This window comes from Opitutaceae bacterium, assembly GCA_015075305.1.
GTDB lineage: Bacteria > Verrucomicrobiota > Verrucomicrobiia > Opitutales > Opitutaceae > UBA6669.
Genome location: JABTUS010000004.1, coordinates 308,968 through 330,290, shown reverse-complemented (window position 1 = coordinate 330,290; position 21,323 = coordinate 308,968). Strand labels below are relative to the sequence as shown.

Genomic DNA, 21,323 nt, shown 5'->3' with positions numbered 1-21,323 from the left:
GGTGAAGCCTCGAATAGATCCGCCTCTTGCGGGATCGGCAATTGCATATTTGAAATCGAGCGTTGAGGGTGAATACCACGCTCCCGCGACAATTTTTCCTCAATCGTTTTGGGTCTGACTCGAACATTTCGCTCCGCTCCTGATTCGCATCCATTCCTGCGGGAACATCCCCGCCGGAAAATTGATGCTATCAGCTCGCCTGCCCCAAAACCCGCCCGGATCTGCGCCCACGCAACAGGCTCTCGCCAGGAATGGCGGTCTGCATCCCCGCACTGAATCCACATCACTCTTGAAAGCATTGTTATACCCATCCTTCGATCATCTCGATGTCCGAGATCTCCCAGTTCCGCAGCCGGAGCCTGGTGAGGTCCTGCTTCGCGTCTCCGCCTGCGGACTGTGTGGAAGCGAAATCGAGACATTCAAGACTCGCAGTCCGCGTCGCACGCCTCCGCTCGTCATGGGCCACGAATTCTGCGGAGTCGTCGAACAGACGGGCTCCGGAGTGGACCACGGGCTTGCAGGTCGGCGTTTCGTCAGCAACTCAGTGATTTCCTGCGGTCACTGTGTGCGTTGCCGCCGGGGCGACACCCACCTTTGCGCCGCAAGGCAGGTGTTCGGCATGCACCGCCCCGGCGCGTTTGCCGAGTTTGTCCGCGTGCCGTGCGATGTTCTCATTCCCTGGCCGGACAACCTGCCCGCCCACGCCGCATGCCTTGCCGAACCGCTGGCAAACGGTGTCCACGTCGTCCACCTGACCCGGCACATTCCGGTTCAGTCCGCCCTCATCATTGGCGCGGGTCCGATCGGTTTGATGTGCCAGCAGGCGCTGCAGGCCATGCGCGGAGCCCGCACACTCGTTGTGGACGTGTCCGATGGCCGCCTCGCCGTCGCCCAGCGTCTCGGAGCCTCGCTTGTCCTCAATGCACGGACACGCGATGTGGCGGCGGAATGCCTCGCATCGACGGATGGCGAGGGCGTGGACCTCGTCATCGACGCCGCAGGCTCCGCTCAAACCAAGAGGGTCTCCCTCGCAGCACTGCGCCCCGGTGGGGCCGCGGTCTGGATCGGGCTTCATGAGAACCGCATGGAGCTCGATTCCTACGACATCACCCTGCCTGAAAAACAGGTCTTCGGCACCTACGCGGCGAAGAAGGAGGAACTCGCCGAGGCACTGGTGCTGATGCAGTCGGGCAAGGTGGACGTCACTTCATGGACAGAGCGCATTCCCCTGGAGAATTCCGTCGGGGGCTTCCATCGCATGCTTCGTCCCGGGCCCGCTGATCTAAAGGCCGTTTTTCTGCCCTCAAATCCATCATGAAAGTTGTCCTGACCGACCACGGTTTCTCATCCATCGAACAGGAGAAAGCTCTCCTCGCCGCCGCCGGCTGCGACCTGGTGGTCCTTCAATCGAAGGACCCTGCGGTGCTTGCCGCATCCTGTGCGGACGCCGATGCGCTGCTCGTGCAGTGGGCGCCCATCAATGCCGGCGTGATTGCCGCACTCCGTCACTGCCGGGTGATCGTGCGCTACGGCATCGGCGTCGACAATGTCGACCTGAAGGCGGCGGGTGCCCGCGGAATTCCCGTGTGCAATGTTCCCGACTATTGCATTGACGAGGTGGCCGACCATGCGCTGGCACTCGCGCTGTCGCTCGCCCGTCAGATTCCCCAGACGGATGCTGCCGTGCGCGGCGGCACATGGAAGATCCTTCCGCCCGCCGCGTTTCCATCCTTCCGCTCGACGACATTCGCCACAGCGGGTTTCGGCCGGATCGCGCGAGCGGTGCTCGAGCGCGCAAGACCCTTTGGGTTCAAGCTGGCCGCGTATGATCCCTTTGTGCCATCGGACGCCTTTGCGAAAGCGGGGGTGCGGCAACTCGACCTCGAGCAACTCTGGAGCGAGTCGGGCATGGTCTCCCTTCACCTTCCGCTGACCGCGGACACCCGCCACATCGTCGGCGAGGCTTCACTCGCGCGCATGCGAAGCGACGCCATTGTCGTCAACACGGCGCGGGGCGGATTGATCGACACGCGTGCGCTTGCCCGCTACCTCGTTGAGAAGCGGATCGCCGGCGCCGGCCTGGATGTCTTCGAAACTGAACCTCTCGAAGCGGATCATCCCATCCGCCAGTCACCGAATGTGATCCTGACCTCCCACACCGCATGGTACAGCGGCGGCAGCGTGCCTGAGCTTCAGCGCAAGAGCGCCGAGGCGGTCGTGCGCGCAATTCGCGGTGAACCGCTTGTCAATGTCGTGAACTCCTCCCACCTCACTCCCTCCTCATGAAGCTCGTCGATCTTTCCCACCCCTTGATTCACGGACAGGACAACTTCCCGTTCGATCCCAAGCTCAGCATCATCCCCCATTCGACCACGCGCACGCTGCGATACAACATGACGCAGGTGAGCATGGCCACACACCAGGGAACCCACCTGGACGCCATGTACCACTTTCTCGATGATGGCAAAACCATCGACCAGATGCCGCTTGATTGGTTCTATGGCGACGCGATCCTTCTCCGCATACCGAAGGCTCCGCGCGAGGAGATTGTGCCTGCTGACTTCCAGCGGATCGAACACCTCCTGCAGCCCGGCACGAAGTTGATCTACGAAACCGGCTGGCACCGGCAGTTTGGCAGGGAAAACTATTTCTCCGATTTTCCCAGTCTCACTCAGGATGCGGCGCGCTACCTGGTTTCGCGAAAGATCCGGCTCCTGGGCATGGACACACCGACCCCCGGGCGCGACTGGTACGAGGTGCACCATATTCTCCTGGGTCACGACGCCGAGGTTGTCGTCGTCGAGGGGCTCACCAATCTCGACAAGCTGCCCGAGCGTTTTGTCTTCAGCGGCTTTCCCCTCAACTTCAAGGGCCGTGACGGTTCGCCCATTCGCGCCGTGGCCATCCTGCCATGAAGGGCCTCAAGGGAAAGGTCGCGCTCGTCACCGGCGGACTCGGTGATCTCGGATTCGCGGCGGTTCAGAGACTTGTTGAAGAGGGATGCAGGGTCGCGGCGTTCGACGTCAAAACGGACAGCGACGGCAAACTCGCCGCCATGGGCGTGCATGCGCAGGCTGTTGATGTCACAAATCCGGGCGCAATCGAAACGGCGTGTGCCGCAGTGCGCACCCGTCTGGGGCCGATACGCATTCTCGTCAACAGCGCCGCACGTTTTGTCTTCAAGAGCGTGGACGCCACCCTGTCGGACTGGCACGACAGCCTTTCCGTCAACGTGATTGGCACATCCCTGGTGACAAATCAGGCGGTCATTCAGATGAAGGAGGCGGGGGGAGGCAGCGTCATCAACTTTTCCTCGGTCAGCGGCTTCGTGGGACAGGCGAATTTTGCCACCTACAATGCCACCAAGTTCGCCCTGCGCGGGCTCACCAAATGCTGGGCGCAGGACCTCGCGCCCTTCGGCATCCGCGTCAATACCGTCTGCCCGGGATACATCTACACGTCCGCCTTCATCAACTCCTGCAAGAAGCTCAATCTCGACATCGAGGAGGAGGATCGTCGCGCATCGGCCATGCACCTCCTCGGCCGTCAGGGCAGGCCGGAGGAGGTTGCCTCCGCGGTCGCTTTTCTCGCCAGCGACGAATCCTCGTTCATGACAGGCAGCGACCTCGTCGTTGACGGAGGCTACCTGGCGCGCTGACAGCCGCGAGGACCGCCGGCATCCGCCTTTTGATGCGCGGTGCGATCCGGACTCGATCAGGATTTCCGCCGCGGCAAATTCACCTGCTCCGGCCGCAACCGCAGGATTTTTCCGTCCGTGGCATCGATCAAAACATAAACGAGCCCATCCGGGCCGACGCGCACATCACGCACACGCCCATGGTTGCTGAAGATGACCTCGCGCTCGACGACCCGATGATCCTTGAGAACCAGCCGATGCACCTCCTGCTTCGCGAGACCTCCGGCGAGAAGGTTGTTTCTCCATTTCGGAAACGCATCCCCCTCGTACACGGCGAGACCGGATGCCGCGATTGAAGGCAGCCAGTAGATGACGGGATCCATCATGCCCGGCAGACTCGTGTCAGGCGTGAGCGGCGAACCGTCATAGTTCATGCCGTAGGAGGCCTTCGGCCATCCATAGTTCGCTCCACGCACGATCAGATTCAATTCGTCGCCGCCGCGCGGGCCATGCTCCGTCTCCCAAAGATCTCCCGTTGCCGGATGGCGGACCAGGCCCTGCGGATTGCGGTTTCCATAGCACCAGATGGTGGGCCAGGCATCCTTGCGATCCACAAAAGGATTGTCCGGCGGCACCCGCCCGTCGTCATAAATGCGGTGGATCTTTCCGTTGGGTCGCGTCAGGTCCTGGGCATGGTCACTCCGGCCGCGCTCGCCCATGCTGAAAAACAGATGGTCGCCATCAAACACGATCCGGCAGCCGAAGTGATGTCGCGTGGTTTGATAGAACTTGAGTGGAGCGCGAAAGACATCCTCCTGCTCGACCCATGCCCCATTCCTGATTTTCCCCCGTACGATCGCCGTAAGACTGACATCACTGCCGTCGAGTTCGCGCGGGTCGCTGTACGAAAGATAGATCCAGCCATTGCGCACGTAGTCCGGGTGCACGGCGACATCCAGCAGACCGCCCTGCCCGTGTGCAAACACGCTGGGCGTTCCTTTGACCGGAGCGGAAAGCTTGTTTTTCCCGTCGAGAATCCGGAGTCGTCCGGGTCGTTCAGTGACGAGTCGGTTTCCATCGGGCAGCCAGGCCAGCGACCACGGATTCTCGAGTCCGGTCACCACGGTCTCGATCCGGTAGGTGTGCTCCTTAGTGACCACGGGCTTCCTGTCCGCTGAAGCATCGCGCTTTTCCGGCTTCACCTGCGCGGCCGCGTACGCCTGCTCGCGGATGTAGATGGCCAGTGCCCGCAGCGTGCTTTCGCCGAGACTTCCCCACCCGATCATCGGCGTGTCGGGCACGCCGTCCCTTATCACCTTGAAAAGGCTGTCGGAGTCCCCGCCGTGCTTCCAAACCGGCCCAAGCAGAGCCGAGCCGGAGCCTCCTTCAAGCCTGGCACCATGGCAGCTCGCGCAATTCTGCTGATAGACATCCTCGACCTTCACTTTCTGGCCAAATGCAGCAACCGCGGAAACGGCGGCTGCAACGAGCGGAATGCGCAGAAAATGAGGATGGCGGAGAATTCGCATGGTGAGGGGCTAAGGCAGGGGGAGCGCGAATGCAAACAAGGTTATTTTCCGATGTTCCGCTGCGCAGGATTGTGCATGCCTCTCCCGTCCACTCAATATGTCCGCGGAACAATCCCTCTCTCAAACTCTCGCGCACAAGCCCGCTGCGACATTGCGGGCACAAAGCCATCCTGCCGACACCTCTCCATCCTGATGACCGTAACAACCCTCATGCGATACTTCAGCCTTCACGCGATGGCGCTTCTGCTTCTGGGGCACGGCGCATTTGCTCAAAGCGGCGACAAACCGGGCGAGGCACAGGCCGACCCTCCAAGCCATCTGGTGATTCCGCCGGCGCCCGCCCTGCCCGTCGATCAGGCGCTGCGGACCTTTCAAGTCGCGCCCGGATTTCGGATCGAGGCCGTGGCTTCCGAACCCCTGCTGCACGACCCGGTCGTCCTGGAGATCGATGAGGCCGGCCGCTACTGGATTGTCGAGATGCGCGGCTTCATGCCGAATGTCGACGGTGTCGGCGAAAACAAGCCCGTCGGCACGATAGCCGTGCTCGACGACACGGACGGCGACGGCCGACCCGATCGGCGCACCGAGTTTGCCTCCGGCCTGGTCATGCCACGAGCCCTGCTGCGCGTGGGTGACGGCATCCTTGTCGGGGAGCCTCCGCACCTTTGGTTCATGCGCGACACGAACGGCGACGGGCGCGCAGATGAAAAGGTCGAGGTGGCCGGCGACTATGGCAGCCAGACCAATCCGGAGCACACTGCCAACGGCTTGACGTGGGGGCTGGACAACTGGATATACAGCGCGAATTTCACGGCGCGGTTTCGTCGCAATCGTGACGGCACCTGGACGCGCCAGCCCACCTCATTTCGCGGACAATGGGGGCTCACCGAGGACAACCTCGGCAATTTCTATTACAACAACAACAGCGTGCCGCTGCAGGCCGACGCCTTCCCGGCGGAATACCTCGCTCGAAATCCCGCGCAGCCGTTTTCACAGGGAGTCAACCGCACGCTTTCACCACCCGAAAAGATCACGCTTTTTCCAAGCCGTGTCACACCTGGCATCAATCGCGGCTATCGCACACTCGGTGAGGACGGAATCCTGCGGACGGTCACCGCTGCGTGCGCACCTCTTTTCTATCGGGAATCGCTGTTCCCTCCGGGGTTTGCAGGCAGCGTCTTCATCTGCGAACCCGCGGCAAATCTGGTCAAGCGTATCCTTGTTTCCAATACCGATGGCGTGCTGACGGCGCGGAACGCCTACCGATCATCGGAATTCCTAACGTCTACCGACGAAAGATTCCGCCCGGTGAATCTGACGGCCGGACCGGATGGCGCACTCTACATCGTCGACATGTACCGCGGCATCCTCCAGCACCGCATCTATGTCACTTCGTATCTGCGACGACAGATCGAGGCCCGTCATCTCGACACGCCGATCGGACTGGGGCGAATCTACCGGATCCTGCCTGAAAGCAGCGGCAGAACCGCACCGGCTTCACGGCTGCCGTCGAGAATGACAACCGCGGAGCTCGTCTCCGCGTTGAACAGCGCGAGCGGATGGTGGAGGGACACAGCTCAGCGGCTTCTCGTGCAGGCGAATGATGCTTCAGCCATCCCGCTGCTCCGAAAGGCCGCCACCAACGCCGCAGACACGGCATTGGGGCGCGTGCATGCGCTTTGGACGCTCCATGGGATGGATGCGCTTGACGGCCCCACCGTGCAGGCCGCGCTCCAGGACCGAGACCCGCGGGTCCTGGTCACCGCAATCCGCGTGGCGGAAGACGGACTGAAGTCCGGTGATGCATCGATCACCGCCGCAGTCATCGCCCTCACAAGAAGCAGCGACGCGAGCGTGCGCCTGCAGGCCGCCTTGTCACTCGGCGAATCAAAAACAACTCAGGCGCGCGATGCCTTGTTTGCCCTCGCTCGTGCGCATGGTGATCAACCCTACATTAACGAAGCGCTCGTCAGCAGCCTGGCTGGGCGCGAATTTGAACTGCTCGAGTCCGTCCTTGGAGACTCAAACGCGCGGAAGCTGGAGAGAAACAAGGCGGTTGTGGTCACCGCCGCTGCATCGGTGGTGCTTGGCGATGACCCTGCAGCCCAGGCAAGGCTGTTCTCCCTGTTGAGTCCCGGCGCAGGCACATCCGCCGCAAACCGGCTTTCACTGCTTGAAGGCATTGAGTACGCTCAGCAGAAGGATGGTGGAAAGACGGCGTCAGCCCTGACAATTGCGGTCGTGCCGGATGGATTGATCGCATGGTCAGCGGCCAAGGGCCTGGCCCCGGAGATTGGGAGCCGGGTGCGCAAGGCAGTCGGCCTCCTGCGCTGGCCGGGACACAAGGATTCCGTCCGCGCATCCCCAGCAGTCGTGCTCAGCAAGCAGGAAAAGGCGCTGTTCGAAAAAGGGCGGGAGAATTTCGCCATCTGCGCCGGCTGTCATCAGCCCGACGGGAAGGGTCTCGCGGGTCTCGCGCCCCCGCTGGTGAATTCCCGCTGGGTGCTCGGACCGACTGAAGTTCTCGCCCGCATTGTGCTGCACGGAAAGGAAAACCCTCCCCAGGTGATGCCCCCGCTGGGAGCGCTGGACGACGCCACGATCGCCTCGGTTCTGACCTACATCCGTCACTCCTGGGGCCACGCAGCCTCCGCGGTAAGCCCGGAAGCGGTCGCTGCGGTTCGCGCAGCCACCAAGGGCCGCGACGAACCCTGGAAGGAGGCGGAGCTGGAGGCGCTGCTGCGTTGAGAGCAACGCGCATGGTTGACTACAACACGCCTCGCGGTTGCCGCGGCAGCCACGCTGCGGAACTGCTATTCCCCACCCGCCACATAAGCACGGTAATGTTCGGCAACCTGCGCCTGCGCGGTGTCGCCCTCGTGAACGTAGATGCGATACTTTAGTGTCAGTGACTTTCCAGCCGGGACCGTCAGGTCGCCGATGTGAGGCTGGTCCTTGAGTCCCTCGAAGTCATGCCGTCCAAAAGGATTCGCCGCGAACAATCCGTAGTCGCGCGCATGCCACCAGGTCGGATGCCGCACATTTGACGGATGGTCGAAAATAGCGATGCCGTAAACCTTGCCGTCTTTCGGCGCGTGGTAATCGGCCCACGCGGCGCGCCTGCCCCAGGCGGCGGCATCATGATCACCAGCGCTGTTGACGATGCTTCCGCGGCCCTGCACCGCCGCACCCTTGAGTTTGTGCGTGAGAGTCATCCATTGCGCCACACGAACCGCCATCGACCCCTCCTTGGTGTCTCCAAACACGAGCGGCGAATCCTTCAGTGCGTGAAAGGTGATCTCGTAATCGAGCAGCCTTCCGTGCGGCACCGCCCGGATGCGAACCGTGAGTTCTTCCCTGGCGACCAGCTTCTTCTCCGAAGTCTGCCAGCGGTGCCGTGCACGTATCACGCCCACGTCTCCGCTGGACGTCTCATCCAGAGACTCAAGCACCACCCGGCCCGATGTGGGTTTTTCCAGCCAGAAATCCACTCCGTTGATGTCGCCATGGGCAAACCAGAGGGAGCGATGGTGCGGATGGTCCTGCTCCTCACCCGGCGTGCTGGCCATCGGGAAATCCCTGGTCAATCGCGTGCCGTCGGGTGCCAGCACGGGATAGAAATACGAACGCGGCGCATCCGGCCCGTGGATGAACTCCGTGAAAGGCTTCCCTTCAACCGAGACCGCCACGCGATTCTCTCCGCGCGTCACCCTGACCGCCGGTGCCGGAGCCGCGGCCGAAAGCGACACTGCGGCCGCGAGGAAAGCAGCGGGCAGCAGACCGGTGCTGAACAGATTTCCCCGACAAGACTGCAGGCGTGCAGCGGAAGTCCTGGGCATTAGCGAGAGGTTCATGATGCGCATGATGGATTCAAAAGGGGTCGAAGTGAACGGCCGGTGCCATCTCACCGTGCTCCGCGATGGGAACCGAGGCAAGCGCGCAAAACCGGCCTGCGCCACTGAGCTCAGAAGAAACGGATGTAGAGCCCGATGACACACGCTATCAGCAGGGTGGACCACAATCCAAACGAGCGCCACCAGGGCACGGTGCGAAGAAACGCCTCCATCTCAGCGGACGATGAATGGTCCACCACCGCCGACGCAGGCACCGTCGCCCGCACGATGTCGGTGTTGGCGACCGACCTGAATCCACCGTAAATCGCGTAGGCGCCTGCCAGGCCAAAAATCATCAGCCCAAACTCAAGTCACAGGCCGAAGATCGAATGCACCGCCAGCGCCCCGGTGTACAGCACAACCGCAAGCTCGATCACGACGTAGCCGATGAGACAGATGACGGCCTAGACAAGCCGCACGCGATGATCAAACCGCCGCTCGAGGAACTCCGGCATCGTGGTGATCCGTGTCCTGAGGTAGCAGGGCAGAAAGAACTTTGCGTACAGGATCAGCACAATGGCGGCCATCCACTCGTAACTGGCCACCGCCAGGCCCACATGGAAGGCGAGGCCGCCCATCCCGATGAAGTGATGCGTCGAAATGTTGGCGGCGATCATTGATCCGCCGATGAGCCACCAGGTCAGGTTTCGGCTGACTAGAAAATAGTCGTCATTGGCCCCGCCCTTGCGTGCGGCCGCAAAGCCCACCGCAACAATCGTCGCGAGAAAAGCTCCGAAAACAACGAGATCGAAACTGTTGTGGGACACCAGCGAGGCAGACTGGGGCTGGAATGCGGACCGTAAACTCGCTATTCTGTTGCTGCGCCATGCGTCAACGGAACTCCGCGTTTTATTGCAAAGTGACGCTGGCTTGTACCCACCGGTGTGACGCCAGCCATCCTGATCGCAACATCACGATCAGCGGGGAGCTCAGCGAATGCTAAGCTGCGATGTCCAGGCCCAGCCGGAGTCCTGATCCATCAGAGAAACCACCAGCGGAATTTGCGTTCCGCGCATCTCCTCCAAGGAAATCTCCAGCCATGGATGCGGGGCAATCCGGCCAACAATCCTGTCGCCCACGGAAGCCGGAGCCGGCAACTGCATCCATTCCAGCCTCGTTTGCAGTTCCGCAGAATCCGGCTCGACGGGAAGATCGCCGGGTGACTCAAGTTGGGTTGAAATCCAGACCGATGCGCGCAATCCATCGCCAAGAGCGACTGTGATCTCACCCGACGCACCCACGCCAATCGTCATGGCTCTCACAGACCCGCTGTCGCTGACCCACTCAATCTGCTCCACCTTCTGGGTGGGACCGTCGGGGAACCGAAGAAGCACCCTTTTCCCCTCGCGCCACACGATCAGGCCGTCTCCCCCTTGAGCACGCCTGGATTCGAAGGCGAAGGATGCGTCAGTCTGCTCAACGGCAAAGCCCCATGAGAACTTTGCGTCCCGAAGCGCCCGGGGGGCATGAGCAAGCCGCTCCTGGAGCACCACGCGCCGGATTGACTCGGAATCATCTGTCGAGCCAAGGGGGACGGGGCGGGTTGAAATCACCGCGTCGCGCACAAGCTCAAAGGTCCAGGGAGAAATCCCAATTTTCATCGTGCGAAGGCCTGCGCCGAAGGCCCCATGCCGAACCGATCCCGAACTCGCCGCGTCTGCAGCCGCCCTGGAGGCCGTCCCGACGCTGGCGGACTCACCCTCCTCCGACACCTCCCCAGGTCCCGCCGATGCCGCAGCCTCTCGATCAGAAATCGAAACGCGCGTTCGCTTGGTCTTCACCGGGGCTGCGTCAGGGGATCGCTGATTTGCCTCAGGTGTGTCTGGCCCTGTGTGTGATGCCCTCGGGTTCTCCGGCAATGACAGGGATCGGCCGACACTGGAACGCCCCACTCCCGCATCGGAATGGAAATCGGCCTGTCCCGAAGTAAATCCATCATTCGCTTTCACGTTGTCCGATGGTTCGATCGAATGCTTCCCCAGCGTCCTGTCGGCCCGAATCCGTGATGCGGATCCCGCTCCCAGCCCGGCATCAATCGACAGGCCCGGCGCATCTGACATGGCCGCTCCTCCGAGGACTGGGACGGTGCTGTTGTTCGGTGAAAAGACAAGAGGCCGTTCGGCGGCAATTTCCCCCTGCACAGTCACTGGGCTTTCACTACTGGAAAACACCATCGCGCGCTCACGCAACGCCGCGGGCGATGCAGGAGCATTCAAGCTTCCAGTCGCTTCCAACTCAAGGTCGCCCCCAAAGTATCCTGGTGTGCTCGACGAAGGGGGTTTGGCTGCGGATCCTCCCAAGCCGTCTCCCGATTCATCACGGTCTGCGGCGATCCTCGCCCGGCCTGACGGAACGATCCGGGTGGATTCTCCCGGCAAGGCATCCGAGGTCTCCGGGACTGGGCGTTCCAGAACTGCCCCTGGCCGTGGAACCCCGTGGTAGCGCACGCCTGGAATCATGAGCGTGAGCATTGCGACGCCAAGCCCCACCCCCCAAAGCCATCTCTTCCTTACCCAGCCTCGTCCGCGACGACCTGACTGCATCGCACCACCCTGGCACGGCTGATCCGCACCCCAATCGGGCGCCTCATTTGCCCGAGCATTCAATGCAGGTTGATCAGACACACGCAGATCTCCGACTGCCGGCACAATGTCTGTGGCAGGGCTTGTCTTTTCTCGCACACCCCTCGGATCAGCAGCTTTCAACGAACCCCAGCTGTGAATCATGACTCCACCCGTGGTGCGCGCGGCATAGGCAGCGAGTTGCCGGTCGGATTTTTCCGCCAACGAAGCAGCCACGGCGGACATTGCCAAATGAACCTCGAGCAGTGCTTCGTTGGCCGCGTTTCCCTCGTTTGATTCCGCGAGCTCCGTGAACTCGGACTCCATGCGCCGCAGTCTCTTTCGCAAATGCGAGAGCTCCTCCGCCGAGAGATTCGCCGCCTCTCCAGGCTCGTCCCAGATCCAGCTGACGCTTCGATCCGTGACTCGCTCACAAGGGGAAAGCAGCAGCGAACGCGCCTGATGCTGAATCCACGGCCAGTAGTGGGTCAACGGCCTGCCACGCACCCGACGGATGGAACGCGGGTCCGCATTCTGCTGAACTTCGACAGTCCGCTGGCTTTCCTCCCGGCTCGAACTGAGTGTGCTCATGGCAGTCCGCGTCGCGGCGCAGATTCGGACAGGAGCGTGAGCAGGGGCCAGCGATAGTGCCGGCCTGCTTCAAATTTCTCCTCGATCGAGCGAGAAAGATCCCGGTTGCCGGAAAAACCCACCGCCTCCTGCCCAATCGCGTAGGTGCCCGGCGCAACCTCGATTGATACCGTTCCACCCGCAGGCACAGCAATGACCCGCCCTCGCTGCCCATCCCGCTGGAATGTCAGCTTCCACACGTAGGAAGTCCGATTCTCCACTTCGACAAGGGCAGTCGACCTCGCATCTTCACTCCGGCCCTGGCGGGATGCCGTTGAACATCCGGATGCCAGAATGGCGACGATCACAGCCAAAGCGCATCCGGCCTCCGCACGGGGAGTCCGTACTGCCGCTCTTGACTGAAGGTTCGATGGCACCGGAGCTCCAGCCATCGGCACAATTGGCTGACTCAGTAGTGTGAATCAGCCCATCCAATGCCGGCGCAGGGACCCTGTTCGCCACGCTCTGGCAACAGACCGCATGAGTCTCCGCACAAAATGCGCTTCACTGGGACCTTCCAGCCAGTGCAGCCAGCCGCAGTTTAACGTTCAGGTCAGTTTCGCTTGTATCTGTCTGCTGACCGCTCCGAAATCGATGCTCCCTGCTTCGGGTAACTGCTTGAGAGCCGCAATGACCTTGCCCATTTCCTTCTTCGACTGTGCGCCCGTCGTTCGGATTGCGTCAGCTATGAGCGCATCGACTTTGGCGGGATCCAAGCCCTGGGGGAGGTACTTTTCGAGGATGCGGATTTCGGCGGTGTTGGCATCCGCAAGGTCCGCCCGGCCACCCTTTTCAAATTCTACCCGAGCATCGGTCAGGTTCTTGACCGCCTTTCGCAGGGTCGCAGTCACAAGCGCATCGTCAATCGGTTTGCCCAGATCCATCGATGCGCGCTGAATGGCAGCGTCGCTTGTGCGGAGTATCACCGCCGTCCTGGAGTCGCGGGCTTTCATCGCGGCGACAATGTCGGCGCGGAGCCTTTCATATTGGGTCGACATCGCGCCACTCTGTCATCCTTCGGCGCGCTGTCGAGAATCCACTCGACCCCGCGTTTTCGCGCGGGTGACTCGGGAAACGACGCGTCCCAACTCGCAACGCCCAATGTCACGCGCATCCCATCGCACGCTTGGATTCGGCATCATCGGCGCAGGAATGATCGCCGACTTCCATGCACGGGCCATCAAGGACGCCCCCAACTGCCGGCTCGTCGGGGTTTGCGGTCGTTCTGCGGATCGCACGGCAGAATTTGCGCGACGCCACGCCGCCCACTTTTCAACAACCGACCCCGCTGCACTGTTCGCCCGCTCCGACATTGATGTCGTCTGCATCGTCACTCCAAGCGGCGCGCACCTGGAGCCTGCGCTGGAGGCCGCAAGGGCGGGCAAGCACATTGTCATGGAGAAACCGCTTGAGGTGTCGCTCGCACGCATCGACACGATGCTCGAAGCGGTCCGAAAGGCGGGCGTGGTGTTGATGCCCATCTTCCAGGCGCGCACCGGCGCGAACGCGATGCGCATGAAAGGCGCCCTGGATTCCGGCCGGTTTGGAAGGCTCGTTCTCGCCAGCGCCTACGTCAAATGGCATCGCTCCGCATCCTACTACAGGGACAGCTGGCACGGCACCCTCAAGCTCGATGGCGGCGGAGCCCTCATCAATCAGGCGATTCACGGCATTGATTTGCTGCAATGGTTTGCCGGCGTGCCCGCCGAGGTTTTTTCATGGAACACGCGTCGCGTGCACACGGGTATCGAAGGGGAGGACACTGCAGTCGGCGCACTGCGGTTTCCCTGCGGTGCGCTGGGGTCGATTGAGGCGACGACGGCAGCACATCCGGGATGGGCGCGCCGCATCGAAATCTGCGGCGAAGGCGGCTCCGCGGTGCTCGAGGACGACTGCCTCGTGCGCTGGGATTTCCGCGAACCTCGCGACGGTGACGATGCAATTCTTGCCGCGCGCCCGGATCCCTCCATGCGCTCCGGCGCCGGCGCACCGGATCAGATGTCCCACGAGGGACACCTTCGCCAGATCACCAATCTCGCGGATCACCTTCGCTTCGGAACGGCATTGGATGTGGATGGACCCGAGGCCCGAAAGGCAGTCGCGATCATCCAGGCCCTCTATCGCTCCGCAGAATCTGGTCGCTCCATCCGAGTCGATGCCTGACTTTTCGCAACCATATCCATCAACACTCCCATGACTGAACAACCCCAACCCTGGTGGCGGCTTCTCACTCGCGAACATTGGTTCGTTTTCACAATCGCATCTCTCGCGTGGTTTTTTGACTGCCTTGATCAGCAGCTCTTCAACCTGGCCCGCGACGGCGCCATGGAGCAGCTCATGCCCACAAAGGCCATGGCGATTGAATACGCACCCTACACCACCTCGGTGTTCCTGGTTGGCTGGGCGATCGGGGGCTTGTTCTTCGGTGCGCTTGGCGATCGTTTCGGACGCGCCCGCATCCTGACCTTTTCCGTGCTGCTCTACTCCATCAGCACGGGTTTGAACGCCCTGTCGACAGGCTTCGTCGATTTCTGCGTCTACCGTTTCCTTACTGGCACAGGCGTCGGCGGCGTCTTCGGACTGGCTGTTGCGCTGGTCGCCGACACCGTTCACGACAAGGCGCGCGCACCGGCTCTCGGGCTGCTGCAGTCGCTCTCCACGGTGGGAAACATCACCGCCGGCCTCATCGGCATGGGCGTTGGTTTGCTCGCACTGCGCGAACTGCTTCCCTTCGGTCTCAAAGGCTGGCAGTTGATGTTCCTCATTGGCGCAACTCCGGCGTTTCTATGCGTCTTCATCATGGCGGGATTGAAAGAGCCCAAGAAATGGGTCGATGCAAAGGCGGCGGGCGCAAAAACCGGGGTCAAGTTCGGATCCTACAAGGTCCTGCTCACCCACCCGCGCTGGAAGCGTCACGCTTGGGCGGGCCTCGCTCTTTGCAGCGCCGGCATCATCGGCCTCTGGGGAGTGGGCAATTTTCATCCCAAGATAGTTCGAACGATCGTTGAAACCCACCTGGCCGCGCAGAACCTTTCCCCCGAGAAGCTCGCCAGTGAAAAGACATTCTGGGCGTCCATGGGACTGCTGCTCCAGAACATCGGTGCGTTCATCGGCATGATGACTCTGGCCAAGGTGGCCCAGGTTCGGGGCCGCAAGTTCGCCTTCGCGGTCTCGCTCATCATCGCCTTTGCATCGACCATCCTCGTGTTCAAGGGCATGCGCGAATTCAGCCACATTTTCTGGATGATTCCGCTGATGGGTTTCGGGCAGTTGTCGGTGTTCGCGGTTTACGCGATCTACCTCCCCGAACTTTTCCCCACGAGCCTGCGAAGCACGGGCACCAGTTTCTGCTACAATGTCGGCCGGCTGATAGCCGCCACGGCGCCGTTCACCGTCGGGCAGCTCACGCGAAGTCTGGGCGGAAACATCGAGGGTTTCCGCACCGCGGGCATGATCGTCTCGGTGGTGCTGCTGCTCGGCCTGCTGGTTCTGCCGCTGCTGCCGGAGACCAAGGACCAGCCGCTGCCGGAAGAATAGACCCGCAGGGACAGTCCCCACGGCACATTGTCCGCGAACCTCTCAAGCCGGTGCTTCTGGCGGGGGCACCCAGTGCCTTCCCTTGATGGGTTCAATGTGGCGGACCGCATTGATTCCTTTGGCCACATCCGCCCACATCCCTTGCGGCGCGGCCCAGGCGACGGCGTTGGCGATCACCCGCCGGACGTTCGCGTCATGGTAAGTTGGATACGTTTCGTGCCCCGGGCGAAAGTAGAAGATTTTGCCATTGCCCCGCCGCCAGGTGCAGCCGCTGCGGAAGACCTCCCCGCCTTCAAACCAGGAGATGAATATCTGCTCCTCCGGCGCCGGCACCCCGAAGGGTTCGCCGTACATTTCCTCCTCCGGAAGCTCAAAACTCGCCCCGAGTCCGTCAACAATGGGATGCCCCGGATTGCACACCCACAGGCGTTCGCGCTCCCCCGCCTCCCGCCAGGTCAGCATGCAGGACGTGCCCATCAACCGGCGAAAGATCTTTGAGCAGTGTCCGGAATGCAGAACGATGAGGCCCATGCCCTCCAAGACCCGTTGCTGAATCCTGTCCACCACGGCATCGCTCACGTCGCCATGCGCGAGATGCCCCCACCAGGTCAATACATCCGTCTGCTCCAGGCGCTCCGCAGAAAGGCCGTGCTCCGGCTCCTGGAGCGTGGCCGTCGATACGCTCGCCGAAGCAAGCTGATCCCGAAGCCCGGCGGCGATTGCGTGATGCATCCCCTTCGGGTATATCCGGGCAACTGCCGGGTTGCGATGTTCATGAACATTCTCCCCCCAGACAACGATGCGTAGCGCAGGCATGCTCCGGGTATGAGGCAAAATTCGTCATTTACAAACCCCTCGCCACGCACATAAATGCAATTACAGTGCATATGGAGTTCGTCGCCTCACCCAACCGCCTTCAGGAAACCGCCAGCCACGAGCGTCCTCAGGAACGTCTCATGAACCTTGGGCCCGCCGCCCTGGCCGACACCGAACTGCTGGCCATGCTCGTCAGAAATGGCACCCGAGGACAGGATGTGATGACACTCGCGTCGCGACTGATCCAGGCATCGGGCTCCCTCGCCGGACTGGTCACCTGGAGAGAGTCCGATTTCCGGCGGCACAAGGGCATAGGCCGCGTCAAGGCTCTTCAGTTGGTGGCCACCATGGAGATTGCGCGACGAGTCATGGGGCAGCCTTCGATCCAGGAGCCGATGCTCGATCAGGCTGAAAGCGTCGCCGCCTACATGGCTCCCATTGCCGCCGGACTCGAGGTCGAGAAATTCTGGGTCCTCTGCCTGAACCGAAAGGGACGCCTCATACGCCGGGTCGAGGTGACCTCCGGCACCGCATCGAGCACTCTTGTGCACCCGCGCGAGGTGTTCCGGGAGGCAATCCGCGAGGCGGCCTCCGGAATCATCTGCGTGCACAACCACCCGAGCGGAGACCCCAGTCCGAGCTCCCAGGACATTCGCATCACCCGTTCGCTGCGCGATGCCGCGGGTGCTGTGGAGATTTCCCTGCTTGATCATGTCATCCTGGGACGCCCCGAGGCGGATCCGCAGCGGCGCGGCCACTACAGTTTTCGCACGGCTGGAATACTTTGATTCCGGGCACGTGCGGATTTCAGCCGCTTGCAACCCCATGCGCGTACTCCACAATCTCGACAATCAAGAGCACGTCCACAGCCATGCGCCTGCCAGGCGAATTTCAGGAGCCATCGCATCGTCTCCGACCGGCGCGTTGCAGGCCCGCCACCATGCCTGTGTCCGGCGCAGCCTTGATCCTGTTCGCGATGGGGGCTGCCACGCTCATCGGACAGGAGTCGGATTTTGAAAAGGCGCGCACCTTGTATCAGGATCAACACTACGCGGAGGCCCAGCCGATTTTCGAAAGGATCACCTCCGCCGATCCGCGAAATGCCACGGCGTTCTACTTTCTCGGAGCCCTTGCGCTCCGGCGCAATGAGCTTCCCGAGGCCGTCAGGCGCCTTGAGATGGCAACCCGGCTGGATCCGGCATCCGCACTTTATCAAGCCGAGCTTGGCGACGCCTATGGCGCATCCGCGCTTCAAGCCGGCTGGATCTCCAGCGTAAGCCTCGCCAGGAAATCACAGTCGGCCTATCAGCGGGCCGTGAAGCTTGAGCCGGCAAACATCACTCATCGGCTCCGGCTGATGAACTTTTACGTCCACGCCCCCCGCCTCGCGGGCGGCGGCATCGAAAAAGCCTATGACGTGGCCGAGGCCATCCGCAGCCGCGACCCCCTGCAGGGGGGGCTCGCCATCATCACGCTTCATCTCGGCCAGAAACGCTGGCCGCAGGCGTTTGCGGAAATCGACGCCCTGCAGCCAGCCCACTCGGAGAAACCCGAGTTCAACTACCTGCTTGCGCGCCTGGCTGCGGCTTCCGGGCAGCAGCTCGATCGGGGCGAGGCCGCGCTTCTCTTTTTTCTGTCACACCCGGCCCCGGCCGGAATCGCCACCAAGGCCAAGGCCCATGCCCTGCTCGGTGAAATCCGGGAAAAGATTGGAAATCGTTCCGGTGCACTGGCCGCCTACCGCGCGGCAGTCGAATTGGACTCAAACTTTCTCACGGCGCGCCAAGGCATCGAACGTTTGCAGGGGGCAAGGTAGCGCCGTGTGTTTTTCAGGGCATGAGGTAAACTTCGACCAGCACGACGCCAGAAATTCCCGCCGGTCCGGTGATATTGGCGGTATAGGCACCGGGTGGCAGAGTGATGACAAGAGCGGAGTCCTTGCTTGTGGCTGATTTCAGCGGAAACGCAGCCACTGACGCCATGGCATCGATCAGCACACTGCCGCCCAGCCAGTCGTCATTCTCAGCAACCAAGGTGCCTTCCCGAAACAATCCCAATCGAGGATCGGCAAGTGTTCCCGGCACTTGAAAGTCATCGAGCCCAGGGCCCACCGCACGCACCACCACGGTTCGGTTCGTGTTTCCACCAATGACAAAACCCGCAATCAAGGTGCGGCCGGCGTCGAGTTGCGTCCGGGCAGACAGATTGATGAATCTCGGCGCATCCGGCGGTCCGGGTTGTTCATAGACTTCGGCCATGGCTTCCCCCACCGCACCCGCTGTCCCAACCACTTGAGCGGTGTATCCTCCAGGCGCAACTGAAACGTTCAGCACCGCATCCTTGCTGCCGGTGGGAAGGACAAATCCGCCCACCTCGCGACCGTCCGACCCACTCCAGTTGTCATTCGATTGAATCGGCGTTTGATCCGAATTGAAGAGAACCAGTTGGGGGTCCGACAAGACATCAGGCACATTGAATTGTGCAAGCGTCGGTCCGACTCCGCGAATCACCATGGATCCATTGCCAGAGCCGGCCAGGACAAACCCGGCGGTCAGTGTCTGGCCACCTATGCCCGCGAAGGATCGCACGGAAAGGTTGATCAACCGACCGGGAGTTGTGGATGTCACCAGGGTCAGGTGAGCCGGCGCACTGGTTGCCTGGCCGCCGGAGTTGCTGACTGTCGCCGTGTAGTCGCCTTCCTGCGCATTGGACGCATTTTTCAGCAGCAATTGGGATGACGTTGCGCCGGGAATGGGCTGGCTGTTGCGAGCCCATTGATAGGCAAGGTTGGACCCGGTTGTGCCAACCTCAAACACCACGGTCCCTCCTGTCAAAATTGTCTGCGAAACGGGCTGCTTGACGAGCACCGGCGCAGCCACTGCCGGAGTGACCGTCAGCGTGGCGGCATTGCTGGTCACCGAGCCGGCACCATTTGTGGCGGTCACACGGTATGCCCCCGCCGAACCCAGGGTTGTCGTCGACAACGTGAGTGTCGCCATTGTCATTCCGGCGAGCGGCACTCCATCCTTCGTCCATTGAAAAGCGACGGGCGAAGTGCCGGTGACTGCGACTGAAAATACCACACCCTGCCCTTCGATTACAGACTGGCTGAGCGGATGGGTTGTGAACGACGGCGCCGTGGCCGTCGCCGCCTGTATCGTGATATCCAGAGGAAAAGTGATCTGTCCACCGACTCCCTTCTTGTTCCTCTCGGAGAAGCCGCGGATGTTCAGTCGATAGCTGCCGGCGGTCAGCGGTGTGCCTTTAAGCTCCCCAAAATCGGCGTTCAGGAGATCTCCCTGCAGGCCTGTGACCGTCATTCCGGGCGGAAACTGTCCCTTGACCTCATACGAGCCCCCGCTCGACACCGATCCCCCCGTAAAGGCAAAGACAACCGTGAGGGGAACTCCGACCGTGCCGGAAACCGGCGGAGCCGGGTTTGTCGTAAGCTGCGTTGCTCCGGCCAATGCATGATACGACCCAAGTGCCGCGGCGCCAAACACCCCCTTGAGAATCGCCGCGATCGAGTTGGAGAGAGCCGACTCCGCACTGATTCCAAGCCGAAGCATTGGCGCGCGCTGCAGCAGGAGCGACAGAATCGCCACGGGAATGTGCAGACACCGCAACCGATGCCAGGCGAGGACGTTGATCATAAGTTACAGTATGAGTCGCAACCGCATCATCCGGTTCCCGATCCGGGTGCACCGCCGGCACTCGCCGGATTCGCCTCAATTCTCGACCACATAGCCGAAAAAACCCCGTGTCTGGTGGCGCCCGCGCGAAGTCACCACGCAGCCTTCCGCACCAAGCGTTTCCTGAATCATGCGGATGCCCGATTCCGCTCCGAGCACAAAGGCTGCCGTCGAAAGCACCCCCGCCTGCAGGCAGGTGGGGGCGATCACGGTCACCTGCTGGCAGCCGTTCGACACCGGCCAGCCCGTGCGAGGATCGATGATGTGACCGTAACGCCGGCCATTGTGCGTGAAGCCGCGGACATAGTCACCCGAGGAGGCAACGCCGCGATTCGTCACCGCGATGCTCCCCCAGCAGCTTCCCGGCGCGGCGGGGTTCTCCAGCCCGACATGCCAGGCAGGCTTTCCCGGCGGAAGCCCCAGTGCCCGCAGGTCATGGCCAAAGTCCACCAGCAGCGCCTTGATTCCGTGGGCCTCGCCAATCTGCGCGACTGCGTCGACGGCGAACTCCTTTCCCCATCCCCCAAAATCGATCGCCATCCCCGGTTCCGGCAGAAACACCCTTCCCGGTGCGCGCTGCACCTTTGCCCATCCGACACGTTTCTTCGCTTCCGCTATGGCCGCGTCAGACGGGATGCCTGGCACCGCAGCCCGGAAATCCCAAAGCTTGAGCAGCGGCAGGCTCGTGACATCGAGAACACCCTGTGTCATGAAATGCAGCGATCCGCTGAGATCCAGCATGCGCGACATTTCCTCGTCAATCGTCACCCACTCTCTTCCGGCCGCGGCATTGATTCGGCTCAATTCACTTCCAGGGATGAACCGCGAATAGCGAGACTCGAATTGTGAGACCCATTGCCGCGCCGCTCCGATGAACGCGTTCGCGATGGCCGTGTCAGGCGCGACGAATTGAAGGCTGCATTCGGTCCCAAGCGCCCGCCACGAGGCTGTCTGTAATGTGCCCGCCGGTCCGGTTGCACTGGGTTTCAGGCTGTCGCGTTGTTTGGTGGCGAGAAGCATGGCTGCCT

At 61.9% G+C, this 21,323-nt stretch carries 19 protein-coding genes; 9 read left to right on the top strand and 10 right to left on the bottom strand.

Going from position 1 to position 21,323, the window contains the following annotated elements; translation table 11 throughout:
- Window positions 1-289 precede the first annotated feature (289 nt).
- From HS122_10110 to HS122_10095, 4 genes are read left to right on the top strand one after another with little or no spacing between them, the layout of a single operon-like run.
- The gene (locus tag HS122_10110; GenBank protein ID MBE7538754.1) at window positions 290-1,318 is read left to right on the top strand and encodes an alcohol dehydrogenase catalytic domain-containing protein; all 1,029 of its coding nucleotides are present in this window, start codon (window positions 290-292) and stop codon (window positions 1,316-1,318) included.
- Window positions 1,315-2,286, top strand: coding sequence for a C-terminal binding protein (locus HS122_10105; GenBank protein MBE7538753.1), 972 nt, complete (start codon window positions 1,315-1,317; stop codon window positions 2,284-2,286). The genes HS122_10110 and HS122_10105 overlap by 4 nt, the downstream gene beginning before the upstream one ends.
- Window positions 2,283-2,915 carry a cyclase family protein gene (locus HS122_10100; protein MBE7538752.1) on the top strand — a complete coding sequence of 211 codons (633 nt, stop codon included), beginning with the start codon at window positions 2,283-2,285 and terminating at the stop codon, window positions 2,913-2,915. The genes HS122_10105 and HS122_10100 overlap by 4 nt, the downstream gene beginning before the upstream one ends.
- Window positions 2,912-3,658 (top strand): SDR family oxidoreductase, encoded by a 747-nt coding sequence (locus HS122_10095; GenBank protein ID MBE7538751.1) that lies wholly within the window; start codon window positions 2,912-2,914, stop codon window positions 3,656-3,658. Before HS122_10100 ends, HS122_10095 begins: the two co-directional genes overlap by 4 nt.
- 56 nt (window positions 3,659-3,714) lie before the next feature.
- Here HS122_10095 and HS122_10090 read toward each other — a convergent pair whose 3' ends face one another.
- The gene (locus HS122_10090) at window positions 3,715-5,166 is read right to left on the bottom strand and encodes a PQQ-dependent sugar dehydrogenase (GenBank protein ID MBE7538750.1); all 1,452 of its coding nucleotides are present in this window, start codon (window positions 5,164-5,166) and stop codon (window positions 3,715-3,717) included.
- Between the two features lie 192 nt (window positions 5,167-5,358).
- On the opposite strand from HS122_10090, the gene HS122_10085 reads away from it, so the two are divergent.
- A complete protein-coding gene (locus HS122_10085) occupies window positions 5,359-7,914 on the top strand; it encodes a c-type cytochrome (protein MBE7538749.1) in 2,556 nt (851 codons plus the stop codon).
- Between the two features lie 65 nt (window positions 7,915-7,979).
- Here HS122_10085 and HS122_10080 read toward each other — a convergent pair whose 3' ends face one another.
- The 6 genes from HS122_10080 to HS122_10055 all read right to left on the bottom strand — a co-directional run bounded on the left by HS122_10080 (window position 7,980) and on the right by HS122_10055 (window position 13,248).
- Window positions 7,980-9,020 (bottom strand): PmoA family protein, encoded by a 1,041-nt coding sequence (locus tag HS122_10080; GenBank protein MBE7538748.1) that lies wholly within the window; start codon window positions 9,018-9,020, stop codon window positions 7,980-7,982.
- Between the two features lie 110 nt (window positions 9,021-9,130).
- Window positions 9,131-9,355, bottom strand: coding sequence for a hypothetical protein (locus HS122_10075; GenBank protein MBE7538747.1), 225 nt, complete (start codon window positions 9,353-9,355; stop codon window positions 9,131-9,133).
- Window positions 9,356-9,463: 108 nt separating this feature from the next.
- Window positions 9,464-9,826, bottom strand: a complete 363-nt coding sequence (locus tag HS122_10070) for a hypothetical protein (protein MBE7538746.1) — start codon at window positions 9,824-9,826, stop codon at window positions 9,464-9,466.
- 162 nt (window positions 9,827-9,988) lie between these two features.
- On the bottom strand, window positions 9,989-10,660 hold the full coding sequence (locus HS122_10065; GenBank protein MBE7538745.1) for a hypothetical protein: 672 nt from the start codon (window positions 10,658-10,660) through the stop codon (window positions 9,989-9,991).
- 1,547 nt (window positions 10,661-12,207) lie between these two features.
- Complete coding sequence (locus tag HS122_10060) at window positions 12,208-12,471, bottom strand: hypothetical protein (GenBank protein ID MBE7538744.1); 264 nt, start codon at window positions 12,469-12,471, stop codon at window positions 12,208-12,210.
- A gap of 327 nt (window positions 12,472-12,798) precedes the next feature.
- Window positions 12,799-13,248, bottom strand: coding sequence for a GatB/YqeY domain-containing protein (locus tag HS122_10055; GenBank protein ID MBE7538743.1), 450 nt, complete (start codon window positions 13,246-13,248; stop codon window positions 12,799-12,801).
- Window positions 13,249-13,351: 103 nt separating this feature from the next.
- Here HS122_10055 and HS122_10050 point away from each other — a divergent pair, with 103 nt between their 5' ends.
- Entirely contained in the window at window positions 13,352-14,413 is a 1,062-nt protein-coding gene (locus tag HS122_10050) for a Gfo/Idh/MocA family oxidoreductase (GenBank protein ID MBE7538742.1), read from the top strand.
- A gap of 30 nt (window positions 14,414-14,443) precedes the next feature.
- Window positions 14,444-15,787: an MFS transporter gene (locus HS122_10045; GenBank protein ID MBE7538741.1), complete on the top strand. Its 1,344-nt coding sequence runs from the start codon at window positions 14,444-14,446 to the stop codon at window positions 15,785-15,787.
- A 42-nt stretch (window positions 15,788-15,829) separates the two neighbouring features.
- On the opposite strand, the gene HS122_10040 is transcribed toward HS122_10045, so the two are convergent.
- On the bottom strand, window positions 15,830-16,621 hold the full coding sequence (locus HS122_10040) for a ThuA domain-containing protein (protein ID MBE7538740.1): 792 nt from the start codon (window positions 16,619-16,621) through the stop codon (window positions 15,830-15,832).
- A gap of 53 nt (window positions 16,622-16,674) precedes the next feature.
- On the opposite strand from HS122_10040, the gene radC reads away from it, so the two are divergent.
- Window positions 16,675-17,391 carry a DNA repair protein RadC gene (radC, locus tag HS122_10035; protein ID MBE7538739.1) on the top strand — a complete coding sequence of 239 codons (717 nt, stop codon included), beginning with the start codon at window positions 16,675-16,677 and terminating at the stop codon, window positions 17,389-17,391.
- 152 nt (window positions 17,392-17,543) lie between these two features.
- Window positions 17,544-18,419, top strand: a complete 876-nt coding sequence (locus HS122_10030; protein ID MBE7538738.1) for a tetratricopeptide repeat protein — start codon at window positions 17,544-17,546, stop codon at window positions 18,417-18,419.
- A gap of 13 nt (window positions 18,420-18,432) precedes the next feature.
- Here the strand turns inward: HS122_10030 and HS122_10025 are convergent, their stop codons facing one another.
- Both HS122_10025 and HS122_10020 read right to left on the bottom strand, forming a co-directional pair.
- Window positions 18,433-20,256, bottom strand: a complete 1,824-nt coding sequence (locus HS122_10025) for an immunoglobulin domain-containing protein (protein MBE7538737.1) — start codon at window positions 20,254-20,256, stop codon at window positions 18,433-18,435.
- A 75-nt stretch (window positions 20,257-20,331) separates the two neighbouring features.
- Window positions 20,332-21,315, bottom strand: coding sequence for an FAD:protein FMN transferase (locus tag HS122_10020; protein ID MBE7538736.1), 984 nt, complete (start codon window positions 21,313-21,315; stop codon window positions 20,332-20,334).
- Window positions 21,316-21,323 lie beyond the last annotated feature (8 nt).

What these genes read in the sequence shown, in the direction of transcription:
- HS122_10075 (MBE7538747.1), bottom strand. Translation starts at nt 9,355, where the DNA reads ATGATTTTTGGCCTGGCAGGCGCCTACGCGATTTACGGTGGATTCAGG.
- HS122_10050 (MBE7538742.1), top strand. Translation starts at nt 13,352, where the DNA reads ATGTCACGCGCATCCCATCGCACGCTTGGATTCGGCATCATCGGCGCA.
- HS122_10025 (MBE7538737.1), bottom strand. Translation starts at nt 20,256, where the DNA reads ATGATCAACGTCCTCGCCTGGCATCGGTTGCGGTGTCTGCACATTCCC.
- HS122_10045 (MBE7538741.1), top strand. Translation starts at nt 14,444, where the DNA reads ATGACTGAACAACCCCAACCCTGGTGGCGGCTTCTCACTCGCGAACAT.
- HS122_10085 (MBE7538749.1), top strand. Translation starts at nt 5,359, where the DNA reads ATGACCGTAACAACCCTCATGCGATACTTCAGCCTTCACGCGATGGCG.
- HS122_10090 (MBE7538750.1), bottom strand. Translation starts at nt 5,166, where the DNA reads ATGCGAATTCTCCGCCATCCTCATTTTCTGCGCATTCCGCTCGTTGCA.
- radC (MBE7538739.1), top strand. Translation starts at nt 16,675, where the DNA reads ATGGAGTTCGTCGCCTCACCCAACCGCCTTCAGGAAACCGCCAGCCAC.
- HS122_10095 (MBE7538751.1), top strand. Translation starts at nt 2,912, where the DNA reads ATGAAGGGCCTCAAGGGAAAGGTCGCGCTCGTCACCGGCGGACTCGGT.
- HS122_10080 (MBE7538748.1), bottom strand. Translation starts at nt 9,020, where the DNA reads ATGAACCTCTCGCTAATGCCCAGGACTTCCGCTGCACGCCTGCAGTCT.
- HS122_10020 (MBE7538736.1), bottom strand. Translation starts at nt 21,315, where the DNA reads ATGCTTCTCGCCACCAAACAACGCGACAGCCTGAAACCCAGTGCAACC.
- HS122_10105 (MBE7538753.1), top strand. Translation starts at nt 1,315, where the DNA reads ATGAAAGTTGTCCTGACCGACCACGGTTTCTCATCCATCGAACAGGAG.
- HS122_10030 (MBE7538738.1), top strand. Translation starts at nt 17,544, where the DNA reads ATGCCTGTGTCCGGCGCAGCCTTGATCCTGTTCGCGATGGGGGCTGCC.
- HS122_10100 (MBE7538752.1), top strand. Translation starts at nt 2,283, where the DNA reads ATGAAGCTCGTCGATCTTTCCCACCCCTTGATTCACGGACAGGACAAC.
- HS122_10065 (MBE7538745.1), bottom strand. Translation starts at nt 10,660, where the DNA reads ATGAAAATTGGGATTTCTCCCTGGACCTTTGAGCTTGTGCGCGACGCG.
- HS122_10055 (MBE7538743.1), bottom strand. Translation starts at nt 13,248, where the DNA reads ATGTCGACCCAATATGAAAGGCTCCGCGCCGACATTGTCGCCGCGATG.